The following is a 12,597-nucleotide window of genomic DNA, read 5'->3' on the forward strand; positions in this document are numbered from 1 at the left end:
TTTGACCTAAACGCAATTGCCACATGGCAGCACGTTCTTAGAGCGGTTCCGGTTCTCTTAGAACCGGTAACTCGCTCTAACTATCTGTTTTGCCGCATTTATGCGGACGCCACATGACTCCATTTGGCGGCAGAATCCTCTAGCCGATACGCACGCGGCGCGTCACTTGGCCATTGCTTTCCCAGTATGTGTGTTTCTTGGCTATCAAGGGATCGTCCATCGCCGGTTGAATTTGTCCTGTGGTGCTGACCGCGCGCGAGGTCACGGTGTGTTCTCCAGGAGAGGGATTTGCCCAAGCCAGGGACCATATTTTCCAAGCGTGTTCGGCCTCCTCACTGTGGTCAATGGTCGCTGGTGTCCAAGGCCCTTGATCGATTTGCACTTCGACCCGGTCGATCGGCGCCCCCCAGGCTGCCCCAACGATGCGGTAATCTGAATCTTTCCGGGTAACCTTCGCAGGCGCGGACTTTATCAGCGCTCGCCCGACTGACGTCTCGGCCCATACGGTCTCGCCGTTGTGGTCTTCCTCCCGGATGGTGACATAGTCACGGGCCATCAGAAGGCTCATGAACCGCGTATCGCGAACCTCGATGCGCTTTAGCCACTTGACGTTGGCGATCCCGTACCAGCCTGGCGCAATGAGCCGTACCGGGAAGCCATTGGGCGCCGGCAAGGCGGCCCCGTTCATTTCATAGCAGAGGAGATTGTCGGGGTTCATCGCGTCGGCGAGCGACATGCTGCGAGCGAAGTTCTGCTGCATCTTGACGTCGCGTATCGGGATCTCGCCTGTGTCGGTACCGAAAAAGACGACCTCGATGCCCTTCTCCAGAACGCCGGCTTCCTCAAGGATCGGGGCGAGCGGCGTCCCTGCCCAGCGAGCATTGCCGATGCCGCCGGTGAAAAAGGGAAACCCGTGGTTGCCCGAGCATTCCACCGTGAAAACGACCTCCTGCCGCGGTCGCGCCCTGATGTCGGCGAGCGTTAACTCGAGGGGCTTCTTGACCAGGCCTCCGATCTCCATCGACCATGTCTTCTCGTCGATCGTTGGTCGGTTGAAATGCGAGATGCTGAAGAACTTGTCGTTTGGCGTTATCCAGCTATCCAAGTCCTCCCAGACAAGCTGCTTCTGGATACCCACCGGATCGGGATTTTCGGTCGGCTGATCCAGCCATCGAATAACTTCCTCGTTCGGCCGTGTTGGAAAAGCGTAAGCCCGGCGCGAGGTATAGAGAGCAGCAATTGCGGCAAGAGCCGCGCTTCCTTGAACAAGAAGTTCTCTGCGCTGAAAATCAGGCATGTTGTTTACCTCCCAGTTGATCCGGAACGGGCTGCAACGTGCCTTAGCCGTAGCCTGATCACGGATAGGCGACACAATGTGAGGTCTGCCCACCCGGAAGTATCCGGGTAGGTCAGACAATCACCGACGCAAGTCAAGCATGTGAAGCATTGCACGAAACGTTAGCTCGCGTTTCGCACGCTAAGAGTGCGCCTTTGAGAAGGAACTGTCCACAACTTGGACGGGACATGATGATGATTGCAGCATTCCATGCCGATTTCCGGTCCTGCCAAAATCGTTGCTGCTCTGATCGCTGCCGAACGCCCGCTTCTGGGTCATTTCCGGACTTTCGCGGGTTCTCGTCGAACCGGTGTTTCCTGCCGGCCCATGGGTTGGCCGTGCGGCCGGCACCGCCCTGGTCGCTTGGGGCGGCGCAACGCTTTTGGTCTGACGACCAGGGCCGCCTCGAATGTCGCATTTGCAGGAGGAGGCGGGCCCGGGCGGCACATCAGAACCAATCTGCATAACGAGGTGGCCAGCAAGCAGGCCGCCCGGCTCGGGCGCGGCTGAATCAATCACACGTGAACCATTCGCCGACCGAGCGGGGACACCCTAATTGGTGGTGACTTGCGTCACCGCCACGCCGGTTATCCTGCCGTTGCCGGCTGTGTAGGTGAGCGTCTGCGTGACCGTGGCGTCCTTCTGGTCGGGAGACGAAGCAGGATAAGAGGCGGCGAAGCCGAAATGGCCGTAACGATCGGGCTTGGCGGCGCCAAATTTCGCGGCCACGTCGCTCAGCGGCGCTCCGACGCCGGGCGTATCGAGTTCAATAGCTGTCAGGCTGGCAGGCGCGCCGGCGCATCCTTCCGGCACCTTGCCTTCCGGGTTCGGCTGCAGGGCGACGGACAGGACACCATGGTCGGAGCCACCCATCTCGCCGGATACGAACCAGAAGATCGACGGCGATCCGCCGGCGTCGGGGCCGGCATAGCAAAGCCAGTGGCGTGAATCTCCGGCGTCACCTTCATCGTGCATCGCTCCGCCGAAGGCTTTTTCGACATCGGCAAGCGTGGTTTCCTCAAGCTTTATCTCCAGCGGCCCGGCCTTGACCTGCTTGAACAGCGGGCTGGCCAGCGGCGAGTTGATATCGCCCAGGGATGGAATCGCCCGGTCCGGGTTGAGCGGCTTGGCCAGCGTCGTTGCATTGGTCACCAATCCGGCAACGATGAGTGCGAAATATCCGGCGTTCTGTCCCATGCCGATCTCCTGTCGTTCGAAGTGAGGGCGGAAGGATTTGCGAGCGGGTGCTACCCTGTCTGGTTGATACCCAAACCGGTGCACGACGAACTGGTCCCAAGATAAATTCACAACGGCGCAGCCTTCAACGTCATTCCGGCGACTTGGCAACCAAAGTGTAATCGAGGCTCACAATTCCTTTTCGGCCAGCTCGCGAAACGCGTCGGGAACCGACCGCTGTAGCTCGAGCGCGACCGAGGCGTAGCCCACCGCCTCCCAGCCGAAGCGGTCGCGGATCTTGTCGACGGCGCGATCCGCGGTCCAGCGCGCCGCGCCCTTGCTGGTGCCGGGGCGGCGGCGATCGTCGTCGAGCCCGAGCGGCAGTTCCAGTTGCAGGCCGGCATGCTGCTCCAGATGCGATACGGCGATCGCCAGCAGCGAGATTGTCTTTTCGTGCGGATGGTCGATGAGCACCTTGCGCACCAGCGCCTCGGCGATCTCGGCCAGCATGGCGGTCGCCGAAATCGGCTGATCGAGCGTGATCGAGCGCGTCACCGAGCGCAAATCGGCAAAGCGGACGCGAACCGTCACTGTACGGCCGGGCCGGGATTTCGCCCGCAATCTTGTGGCGACCCTGTCGGCCAGATGCAGCAAAGCCGGCACGAAGACCTGCTCCTCGGCCGGTTTTCGGCCAAGCGCCGACTGCGCACCCGCCGAGCGCGCCCGGCGCTGCGTCTCGAGCTTGCGCGGATCGCGGTTCCACGCCAGCGCGTTGAGTTTCTCTCCCGCCGCCGACCCGAGCAGGCGCTCAAGCGCCCCACCATTGGTCTTCGCCAGCTCGCCGATGGTGTTGACGCCGATGCCGGCCAGCCGCTGCCTGGTGACCGGGCCGACGCCCCACATCAGCTCGACCGGCAGGTGGTGCAGGAATTCCAGCTCGTGGCGCGGATCGACCACCACCAGCCCGTCCGGTTTTGCGACCTGTGAGGCGATCTTGGCCAGATGCTTGGTGCGGGCTACGCCGACCGAGATCGGCAGGCCGAGCTCGGCCCGCACGCGGCGGCGGATCTTGCCGGCGATCTCGGCCGGCGAGCCGAACAAATGGGTGCAGCCGGCGACGTCGGCAAAGGCCTCGTCGATCGAAATCCGCTCGACCACCGGCGTGAAATCGCCGAGCACCTTGATTGCCGCATCGCCCAGCCGCTGATAGTCCTTGAAATGGCCGCCGACGAAGACGAGTTGCGGGCAGAGTTCCCGCGCCCGCCGTCCCGGCATACCGCCGCGCACGCCGAACGCCTTGGCTTCATAGGATGCGGCAAGCACTACCCCGCCGCCGACGGCAATCGGCTTGCCGCGCAAGGCCGGGTCGAGCAACTGTTCGACCGAGGCATAGAAGGCATCCAGATCCGCGTGGAGGATGTTGGCTTCCATCCGGCCCGTTCGCCCGCGGCGGTTCGAACGCCGCATTGTCTCGAGTTGTGGTGAGAACATAAAGAGAACATTGTGGGTGGATTGTCAAGCAGCGCGGAGGCTGCCGCAGATGACGAGCGCACGGCAAATGTTCAGCCGCGCAGCCGATCGCGCGCCTGCATCAGCGCGAATCCCAACAGGTTCTCGCCGCGCCACAGCAGCGGGTTCACCGCCCTCTCGTCATCCGCCGCAAGGCCGATACCCCACACCCGGTCGACAGGGCTCGCCTCGACCAGCACCCGGTCATGCGTCGACAACAGATATTCGCGCAGCGCCGCGTTCTGACGGAACTTCTGAAAGCTCCCTTCAGTGACGATGCGATATTTGTCTGCATCCCATTTGGTGCCATCGAAGCCGCTCACCTGGCGGCCAAGCTGCTTTGCCTGCTTGGGGCTCGCCGCCCTGAGGATTTGTGTTGCCGTCGGAGCATCACCGAACAGTCGTGCCTTCTCGGCCATCATCCAGTGTTCGGCAGTCGGATAGCTCAAGCCATCGACGGTAAAAGGCGCATGCCACCACTGGCTGAAGCACGACGTGCTTATTCGGCCGTCCTTAGACGGCTGATGGCCCCAGAAGAACAGGAACTTCTGCCGGGGCTTTGCGCGAAAGGTTTTCTCAAGCCAGGTTCGGTCGTAAATCATGGGCGGATGGAGCAGGGCGAAAGGCCGGCTTGTCAATGCTCCATCCAGAGTGGGTAGCGAAGATGAGCGGTCGGCGCTGAATGCGATGAAATGCTGATCTACAGCGCCATCTTGTAGCCGAGATGACTGGCGGTGAAGCCGAGGCGCTCGTAAAAAGCGTGGGCCTCCCGTCGACCTTTGTCCGTGGTGAGCTGGACGAAGCTGCAATTGCGCGAACGGCATGTTTCAATCGCCCATTCGATCATCAGCTTGCCGACGCCGCGCGAGCGCCATTGCCGGGCGACGCGAACGCCTTCGATCTGGCCGCGCCAGGCGCCTTTTCTCGAAATGCCTGGAAGGAAGCTGAGCTGCAGCGTTCCGACCACTTGCCCGGCGTTGACCGCGACGGCCAGCAACTGGTTGGGATCGGTATCGATTGCGCTGAAGGCATCGAGATAGGATGGCGCAAGCGGCGTGGACGGGTCTTCCCGGTCTGCGCCGAGCACATCGTCCGCAAGCATTGCAACGATCGCCGGCAGGTCGGGCGCCTGCGCGCGACGGAATTCGATCTCGCTCATCGCGCGGAGACATACGGCGCGGTGTCGGCGATCGCAACATCCGTTTTGCAAGGGAGGCCCGCGCGCCTTCAGGTCGCCTCGAGCGCCCAGAGGCGATGGCCGTAGCGGCGGAAGAAGCGGGCGAAGAGGCGTTGCTGCCTGGCGCGGGCGAAGTCGGCGGTGCGCCTTTCCTGTCGCCAGCGCGGCATGTTGCGGAACATCGACAGGAAGCGGGCGGCGTCCTCGATCGCCTCCTCGGCCGACTGCGCCGGGCGGATCGCCGCCAGGAACAAAGCGCGGCTCGGCTTCATCCGGTCGATCGCCGACTTGCGCTGGCCATGGCCCTGGCGCGCCGTGCGGATGCCGTCCTGGCGGATGGCTGCGAAGGCAGCAAGCATGGCCGGGCTGTGGCCGGCATAACCGCAGGCCTGGGCGAACTGGGCGAGGTCCATCGTCACTCCCTTGCTTGCCGGCCGACGGAGCGGCCGCGGTTCTGTTGCTCGCGCCGATTTCCAGCCCTGCACGAGATAGAAGCATAACTCAAGTACCTGAACAAGTGAAACTTTCACGTTGGTGCAAGCGGAACCGACTCGACTCCGCCCCGAAAACCGATAATGATGTGAACAAAGCAGGAACAATGATGGGGATGGCTATGGCATTAGCGGGCAGGGAAGCGACGATCGCGGATGTTGTCTCGATTGCCGTCGAGTGCATCGATTGCGGCCGCAACAGGTGGTGGAAACCGGCCGAACTCAAGCGGCATGGGGTGAGGCCGGAGACACCGCTGGCCGCACTTTCGGGGCGCCTGATCTGCAAGGCCTGCCGGGCCGACGGCCTGCCGGGCGCCGCCGTCTCGATCCAGGCCGCCTTCATCGACGACCGGCAGCGGACCCGCGCCGAGGCGCGCCTGCTCAACGGTCGAGAGCTGCAGTCGAGGCGGGCTTGAGGGGGCGGGCGTGCTGCTCTTCCCTTCTCCCCTTGTGGGAGAAGGTGGCCGAGCGAAGCTCGGTCGGATGAGGGGTGTTGGACGGATCGCTACCTTGATGGCGTAAGTGCTTAAAAATCGCTTCTACATTTCCTCCGCCGCGTTCCTTCCAGCACCCCTCATCCGGCTCGGCGCTGTGCGCCGATCCACCTTCTCCCACAAGGGGAGAAGGCAACAAGCCCTCAATACCCCAGCAGTTCCTTGAGCGGGATGACGCGGAAGACGTTCTTGATGGCGTAGCGGTTGAAGGACAGCGTCTTGGGCGGGTTGTACTGTTCGACGATCAGCTCGGCGGCGGTGCGCTTGACCAGCTTCTTGATGAAGGCCTTGCCGTTTTGCTCGTTCTCCTCGGGCAGGGTCTCGATCACCACATGGTCGCCGGGCAACGCTTCGCGGCCGCCGCAATAGATCATCTCGCCGGGCTCGTAGCGCGGCACCATCGAATCGCTCAGCACGTGCAGCGCAAACACATTGCGCAGATGCCGGATCCCCGGCGGCCGCTGGACATAGCCGGCCGGCTGGCCGTTGAAGGTGAAGTCGCCATCGTCGCCGCCGACGGCGGTACCGAGAAGCTGGATGTCCATCGGCCCGGCGGGCAGGGGGCCGGGATCGGTGACGATCTCGGCATCGGCGACCGGTCCGGCATCTTCGAGGAAAACGACCTCGCCCTTGCCGAGCGCCACCGGGTCGACGCGCAGGAAAGCGGCGGTCTTCAAAAGGTTCTCGGTCTTGGGCAGGTTGCGCCCGGTCTCCCAATTGCCGACGGCAGCGACGTCGGTGTCGTTGTGCTCGGCAATGTGACGCATCACCAGGCCGCGCTGCTTGCGCGCCCGGCGGATCGCCGCTCCGACCTTGATCGACAGTGCAGTTTTCGCCATGGCTCCATCTGAGGCATAAGATTCGGTTTCGTCTATGCAAGAATCGCTTGCATTATGATTTGAGTTATGCTCTTATGTAGGCATGCACAAGTCGCTTCGCCAGCTTTCGGTCCTTGAATCCGCCGTTCAGCGCGCCGGCAGCGCTCGCCTGGAGGCGGTAGCGCAACCGATCGCCGGGGCCATGCATGTGCCAACCCTTTCCCCTTCGTCGCGGCTGTCCTCCTCCCCGGCCGGGACGATGCCCGAGGCTCGCGCCTCGGATCCGGCAGCGCAAGCGGCCGGAACGGCCGGAGCCGTTCCCCTCACGGCTCCGGCCACGAATTGCCTGCCGGCCGGCAATGCGGAAGCCGCGGTTTCCTGCATCCGCACCGAAGACGGCACGGTCATCGCCTTCGACAAGCGGACGGGCAAGGCAGCGTCCGGCGCAACAAGGCAGGGCGGCCGAGATGAAGCTCGATCGCAGCAGACCACGCGAAGGCTGACCGGCTTTCGAGCCTGAGGCCGGCAAAGCCGGCGCCGCACACAGCCATTTTTGCAGGGAATGAAACATCATGGCCGCCCGCTATTCCGCCTTGGAACTGGAACAAATCGAGAACTGGCTGACGAGCGGACTGTCGGCCGCGAAGATCGCCACCCGGTTGACCGCGCTGCGCGGCCGCCCGGCCTCGCGTGCAGCCATCATCGGCATCGTCCACCGCACCGCCCGTTTGCGCATCATCGGCCTTGCCAGATCGAAGGGCTGGTGTGGTGGACGCTCTGGCGGCCGGCTCGGAAATTCGGCGCCTGAGCCATCCAGCACTGCTGATCAGGCGGAGTCGGCTCCGAAGGCCGAGCCACGCTGCCGCCCGGCAAGGCTGTCGGCCAGGCTGGCGCCGCCGGCCTGGCAGCCGGGTCCGGCTCGGATCACCGGGACCGATGGCGCACCGCTCGAAATGCCGGCGCCGCGCCCGATCGCCGCCAGCGGCCGCCAGCCGCATTTCGCCGCCATGCGCTTCATCGATTGCCTGTTCGAGCGCTGCCGCGCGCCGCTCGACACGACGCCGCAGGAGGATGCGGAAAACGACGCTCCCGGCAGCCGGCCAGGTTTGGACATGCTGTGCTGCGGAATGCGCACGAACCCATCGAAAAGCTACTGCGCCTATCACGCTGCGCGCTTCCTGCGCACGCTGCCGGCCGAAGCGATTTGAGCCCGCTGCAATGAGGCTGGAAGTTAGCCAGAGCCCGACGACCAAAACCCAGGAGGACCGAGCCGATGAGCACCAAAACCGCCCAAAAGGTCAAAGCCAGGCCACCGAGATTGCCGAAAGGCGAGGCCGAGCAGGTGCGCATCCGCAAGGAGATCGGCCATGATTTCGCACTGAAGGACGATCGGTTCGGCCGCAAGCGGCTGGCGAAGGGGACGCAGGAAGGAGCGCGCCTCTATGAGGTCTCCAATGACGGCCACACAGCGGCCGGCGGCATCGTGCGGGTGCGCAACGTCGACCCGCTGAGCGGCCTCACCTCGCTGTCGCGCCAGCAGCGCGAGGCGGGCATGCGCTACCGCCAGGATTTCCGCAACTCGTCCGAGGCAACCGCCAAGCCGATGGCCTGGGCCGAGCGCGTCGACGGCGGCCGCACCGGCAGCGGCGTCGCCGAACACATCCTGTCCGCCGGCCGCGACCATGCCGAGGCCACCAGGGCGCTTGCCCACTGGGAGATCGCCGGCATCGTGCAAAAGGTCTGCTGTGCCGACGCAACGGTCAAGAGCCTGGCCGAACAGGCCGGCGAGCCGCGCGACGTGGTGGTGAAACTACTCAAGATCGGGCTCGACATATTGGCCGTGCATTACGGCATGATGCTGATGCGCAAGCCGAGGTGAGAAGCCCCGCCGATCCGGCCGGCACTACCGGCCGGATCGATCCGTCAACGACGGCAGACACGGATTCTTTCGATAATCCGGTGGTGATGACGCCAGTGCCTGATGACTTCGGTGTGGCAGCGCCGGTGGTACCGGTACCGGTAGCGCGGCGCGTAGTCCTCGTTATAGACATCATAGCGGTAACGGGGGACGTACTCATCGTCGTAATCGGAATACCGATGGTGGCGATAGTAATAGTCGTCGTCGTCATAGCCGTTGCCGATGCCGATTGTGACGCTGCCGCCGGCATTCGCCGGGCCGATCACGGAAGCCGCCGATGCGATGGCGATCACCGAGGCAAGCAGGAGCTTCTTCATAGCTACCTCCTTCTTTAACGTCCCTCTAATAGAAAAACCCCCGAGGGGCAGCCTCGTTCCATAGATTGGCAAGATGTAACGAACGGACGAGCCCGAAGTTTAGCGCCTGCTGGCGCGAAAACGCCGCTGGCTGCGCCGGGGTCGGATCGTCGACGCAGCGTGGCCGCTCCTCTCATCAAACAGCGGCAATCGCGCGTCAGTCCCGTTTTTTGCCGACGTCTGCCTACAGAACATGGCCCAATTCAAGCAAAACGAACGCGGTCGCACCCAGCACAGCGAGGGCGTAGGCCGCATAAAGAACAAGCAGCATTACCTCAAAGTCCCGGACGAAGCTTGCGGCAATCCTGGTCTCCTTAGGTTCCGTTTTCTCGATGCGGTCGGTTTCCAGCTCCTCCGTTGCCACGACGAGGCAAACAATTCTGTCGTTGTCGGCCGCCTGTAATATCCGTTCCGTCAAATCGACTGCAATCACTGGATCATCGGCCAACTGATCCCGCGATAGCCGGCTTTCAGTGACGGTCTGGATTTCACGCTTTCTCACGCACGCATAATTGCGTCGACTAAATTAGGTTCCACTAAAATAGATAGATTGCCTCGACCCGATCACGACGTGGTGAGGCGTGAGCCCAGCTGGGCGGGGAACTCCGCCTGAGGCCCCCATTTGCCGACCGTCGAGGCGAATCTCGATCGGCGCATCCTCCGATCAAACGGCGCGGGCTTCTTTATAGGCTGCTACGGTGCGCCATTGCTGGTAGGTCGCAATGCCAAAGCAGCCAAACTCTCATATCGCGAACGCAGCGCCGACGTCTTCGGTGCCGACCGGTTATGACGAAGATCGCATGCTTACTTATATCCGGCTGCTCGACGCGTCGGCTGAAGGGACTGATTGGCGTGAGGTCGCCCGCATCGTTCTGCACATTGATCCGGAGCAGGAGCCGGACAGGGCTTTCCGGGCGTGGGCGACACATCTGGCGCGTGCACGATGGATGACCAGGAAGCGGAACGAGCTTCGCCAATTGCATGATGAGTGGTGGGGATGAGCACCATCTAAGCGGAACTGCCGTCAGGTCTGGCCGTTGAGGGAGGAGGCCAATATGGAAAAGCGCCCAATGACTTCTTGGCCAGCCAATACTTTCGAGCTGTGCTGCCTTCTTGCAGTTCCGCTGTCGCTTATCCTTACCGTTTTACTGGCTGGTCTCATCCTTAGCTGACCCCGCATGGTTCCTTGCCGAGGGGCTGGGTCGTGATCCGATAAGATCCGGAACCGTTACTTTACAGCCGCCGCCATCACATCCGAAAACAGCGCCCGCTCCACCGCCGGTTCCAGCGTTTCGGCGAAGGGCGTCGCCAGGTGGTGGCGGTCGCGGAAGGCTAGTTTGCCGTCGATGAAGACGTGGCAGGTGGTCTGGTCGCAAAAGCGGTCGGTCATGTCGATGTAAGCAGCGTTCGGTGTCGAGCGCACGATATCGCGCTCGATGGTGGCGATGTCGTCGTTTGCCGCCATGATCCTCGGCGTGTCGCATGTCGCGGGCGTCTGGCCCCGCCACAGCGCCCGCGCCACGCACTTGTCGGCGTAGCTTGCATTGTAGGGAACGTCCCTGATGACCGCGACCTTGATGCCGGCCTGGCTGAAGGCCTGAAGCGTCCAGGTGAGGCCCGTCCGCCACTGCGCTTGCCAATCGGCGTGCCTCAACTCCTCGGGCGATTCCTTCATCACATTGCCGATCGAGAACTCCGAGATCACCACCAGTTGGGGGTGGAGCGCGATGATGTCCTTGACCGACTGCTCGCGCCATTGGTCGCATTCGGTGTAGTCGCGCTTCAGCCGCCAGTTCCAGGTCGTCACCCGCGAAGCCCGGCAGGAGGATTTGAGAAAGGTGACGACGCGAAAATTGTTCTTCTCGGCCGCCTTGATCAGCGGCGTCGACCAATGGTCGGCATGCGAGTCGCCGAACAGCACGACCGAGCGCTGGGCATCCTTGCGGCCGAACATGCAGGGTTTTGGCTTGACGGTCTCGAAATCGAGCACGCAGCCGCCATTGCTCGCGCGCACAGTGGAGAGCTGCGCGGCGCTGTCGGCGATGACGTGCTGTTCGGGGCTGAGATTGTGCTCGGCAAAGCGCGCATTGCCATAGGCCGCGACCACGCCGGCGCCGGTCAGCGCGACGGCGGGCACCAGCGCCCGCGCTGCTCCGGCCATCAGCCAGCCGTTGCGGCGGATCGGGTTCTCGATGAAATGATAGGTGAACATCGACAGAAACAGCGTCAGCGCCGCGCAGGCAAGGCGGTCCAGGATGGACAGGCTGGGAACCACCATCGCCGCATAGACGATGACCGGCCAGTGCCAGAGATAAAGCGAATAGGACAGCCGGCCCAACCATTGCATGGGCGGCAGCGCCAGCAGGGCGCTCGGCAGATTGCGGCCGCCGCTGCCGCTGAGCAGCAGCAGCACGGTGCCGACAACAGGCGCCAGCGCATTCACCCCGGGAAATGGCGAGTCTTCGTCCAGCATCAGATAGGCCCAGGCGATCAGCGCCAGACCGAGGCATGCCTGGAGCGTGGCCAGCAGCGGCCGGTCGCGCCAGATCTTTGCCGGCGCCATGGTCGCGAGGCCGCCGGCGGCGAATTCCCAGGCCCTGAGCGGCGAGAAATAGAAGGCCCAGGGCTGCGACACTTCCGTCAGCCAGGCGCAGGCGGCGAAGGAGGCCGCGCCGGCGACGCCGATGACGATTATAGCGGCGCGCTTGCCGGGACGCAGCCAGGCGGCGGCAAGAAGCAGCGCCGGCCATGCCAAATAGAACTGTTCCTCGACCGAGAGCGACCAGAAGTGGATGAACGGGTTGTTGGTGGCGTCGGCGGCGAAATAGTCGAACGACCAGCGGATCAGCCAAAGGTTGATCATGTAGGCGGAGGCGAACATGGCGCCTTTCGAATAAAGCGCCTGTTCCTCCGGCGACAGGATGAAGTAACCCGCGAACAGCGTGGCGAGGATGACGAACAGTGCCGCCGGCAACAGGCGCCGGGCGCGCCGGGCGTAGAAGCGCCAGAGGTTCAGCCGCCCGGTCTCGGTAATTTCCGTAACCAGGTGGCGGGTGATCAGATAGCCGGAGATGACGAAGAAGATGTCGACGCCGGCAAAGCCGCCGGGCAGGCCAGACAGACCAAAATGGAAGGCGATGACACCCGCCACCGCCAGCGCGCGCAGCCCTTCGATGTCAGGCCGAAATGATGCCGACACAATCACCTCATGCAAGGAATGCCCACCTCGCAGAGGCTCGACCCGATGCGACGATATTGCAATGCAACAAATCTAACGCAGTGCAACATAGGGGGAGGGCGCGGCTCCTCCAGTTCCTCGCGT

At 63.2% G+C, this 12,597-nt stretch carries 15 protein-coding genes; 5 read left to right on the top strand and 10 right to left on the bottom strand.

Annotation, left to right across the window (positions count from 1 at the left end):
* Positions 1–139 precede the first annotated feature (139 nt).
* The 6 genes from NKI39_RS21150 to NKI39_RS21175 all read right to left on the bottom strand — a co-directional run bounded on the left by NKI39_RS21150 (position 140) and on the right by NKI39_RS21175 (position 5,611).
* Positions 140–1,297, bottom strand: a complete 1,158-nt coding sequence (locus tag NKI39_RS21150) for a sulfite oxidase (protein WP_352472151.1) — start codon at positions 1,295–1,297, stop codon at positions 140–142.
* A 591-nt stretch (positions 1,298–1,888) separates the two neighbouring features.
* Positions 1,889–2,533: a hypothetical protein gene (locus tag NKI39_RS21155; protein ID WP_352453494.1), complete on the bottom strand. Its 645-nt coding sequence runs from the start codon at positions 2,531–2,533 to the stop codon at positions 1,889–1,891.
* Positions 2,534–2,701: 168 nt separating this feature from the next.
* The gene (gene dinB, locus NKI39_RS21160; RefSeq protein ID WP_352834132.1) at positions 2,702–3,943 is read right to left on the bottom strand and encodes a DNA polymerase IV; all 1,242 of its coding nucleotides are present in this window, start codon (positions 3,941–3,943) and stop codon (positions 2,702–2,704) included.
* Positions 3,944–4,074: 131 nt separating this feature from the next.
* Positions 4,075–4,623, bottom strand: a complete 549-nt coding sequence (ybiA, locus tag NKI39_RS21165) for a riboflavin biosynthesis intermediates N-glycosidase (RefSeq protein ID WP_352834135.1) — start codon at positions 4,621–4,623, stop codon at positions 4,075–4,077.
* Between the two features lie 98 nt (positions 4,624–4,721).
* Positions 4,722–5,180, bottom strand: a complete 459-nt coding sequence (locus tag NKI39_RS21170) for a GNAT family N-acetyltransferase (RefSeq protein ID WP_352472143.1) — start codon at positions 5,178–5,180, stop codon at positions 4,722–4,724.
* A 68-nt stretch (positions 5,181–5,248) separates the two neighbouring features.
* Positions 5,249–5,611 carry a hypothetical protein gene (locus NKI39_RS21175; protein ID WP_352834138.1) on the bottom strand — a complete coding sequence of 121 codons (363 nt, stop codon included), beginning with the start codon at positions 5,609–5,611 and terminating at the stop codon, positions 5,249–5,251.
* Positions 5,612–5,805: 194 nt separating this feature from the next.
* Here NKI39_RS21175 and NKI39_RS21180 point away from each other — a divergent pair, with 194 nt between their 5' ends.
* Complete coding sequence (locus NKI39_RS21180; RefSeq protein ID WP_352638087.1) at positions 5,806–6,105, top strand: hypothetical protein; 300 nt, start codon at positions 5,806–5,808, stop codon at positions 6,103–6,105.
* 221 nt (positions 6,106–6,326) lie between these two features.
* On the opposite strand, the gene NKI39_RS21185 is transcribed toward NKI39_RS21180, so the two are convergent.
* Positions 6,327–7,022: an XRE family transcriptional regulator gene (locus NKI39_RS21185; protein ID WP_352457320.1), complete on the bottom strand. Its 696-nt coding sequence runs from the start codon at positions 7,020–7,022 to the stop codon at positions 6,327–6,329.
* Between the two features lie 238 nt (positions 7,023–7,260).
* Here NKI39_RS21185 and NKI39_RS21190 point away from each other — a divergent pair, with 238 nt between their 5' ends.
* The 3 genes from NKI39_RS21190 to NKI39_RS21200 all read left to right on the top strand — a co-directional run bounded on the left by NKI39_RS21190 (position 7,261) and on the right by NKI39_RS21200 (position 8,880).
* Positions 7,261–7,521 carry a hypothetical protein gene (locus NKI39_RS21190; protein ID WP_352834141.1) on the top strand — a complete coding sequence of 87 codons (261 nt, stop codon included), beginning with the start codon at positions 7,261–7,263 and terminating at the stop codon, positions 7,519–7,521.
* 52 nt (positions 7,522–7,573) lie between these two features.
* Positions 7,574–8,209, top strand: a complete 636-nt coding sequence (locus NKI39_RS21195; protein WP_352834143.1) for a high mobility group family protein — start codon at positions 7,574–7,576, stop codon at positions 8,207–8,209.
* A 65-nt stretch (positions 8,210–8,274) separates the two neighbouring features.
* Positions 8,275–8,880, top strand: coding sequence for a DUF6456 domain-containing protein (locus NKI39_RS21200; protein ID WP_352834145.1), 606 nt, complete (start codon positions 8,275–8,277; stop codon positions 8,878–8,880).
* Between the two features lie 44 nt (positions 8,881–8,924).
* Here the strand turns inward: NKI39_RS21200 and NKI39_RS21205 are convergent, their stop codons facing one another.
* Both NKI39_RS21205 and NKI39_RS21210 read right to left on the bottom strand, forming a co-directional pair.
* Positions 8,925–9,236 (bottom strand): hypothetical protein, encoded by a 312-nt coding sequence (locus NKI39_RS21205; RefSeq protein ID WP_352467934.1) that lies wholly within the window; start codon positions 9,234–9,236, stop codon positions 8,925–8,927.
* A gap of 223 nt (positions 9,237–9,459) precedes the next feature.
* A complete protein-coding gene (locus tag NKI39_RS21210; RefSeq protein WP_352501222.1) occupies positions 9,460–9,777 on the bottom strand; it encodes a hypothetical protein in 318 nt (105 codons plus the stop codon).
* A gap of 220 nt (positions 9,778–9,997) precedes the next feature.
* On the opposite strand from NKI39_RS21210, the gene NKI39_RS21215 reads away from it, so the two are divergent.
* Entirely contained in the window at positions 9,998–10,276 is a 279-nt protein-coding gene (locus NKI39_RS21215) for a hypothetical protein (RefSeq protein WP_352457314.1), read from the top strand.
* 227 nt (positions 10,277–10,503) lie between these two features.
* Here the strand turns inward: NKI39_RS21215 and NKI39_RS21220 are convergent, their stop codons facing one another.
* Positions 10,504–12,474, bottom strand: coding sequence for an acyltransferase family protein (locus NKI39_RS21220; protein ID WP_352501221.1), 1,971 nt, complete (start codon positions 12,472–12,474; stop codon positions 10,504–10,506).
* Positions 12,475–12,597 lie beyond the last annotated feature (123 nt).

It is taken from the genome of Mesorhizobium sp. M0664, from assembly GCF_040320565.1.
In the GTDB taxonomy this organism is placed as follows: domain Bacteria; phylum Pseudomonadota; class Alphaproteobacteria; order Rhizobiales; family Rhizobiaceae; genus Mesorhizobium.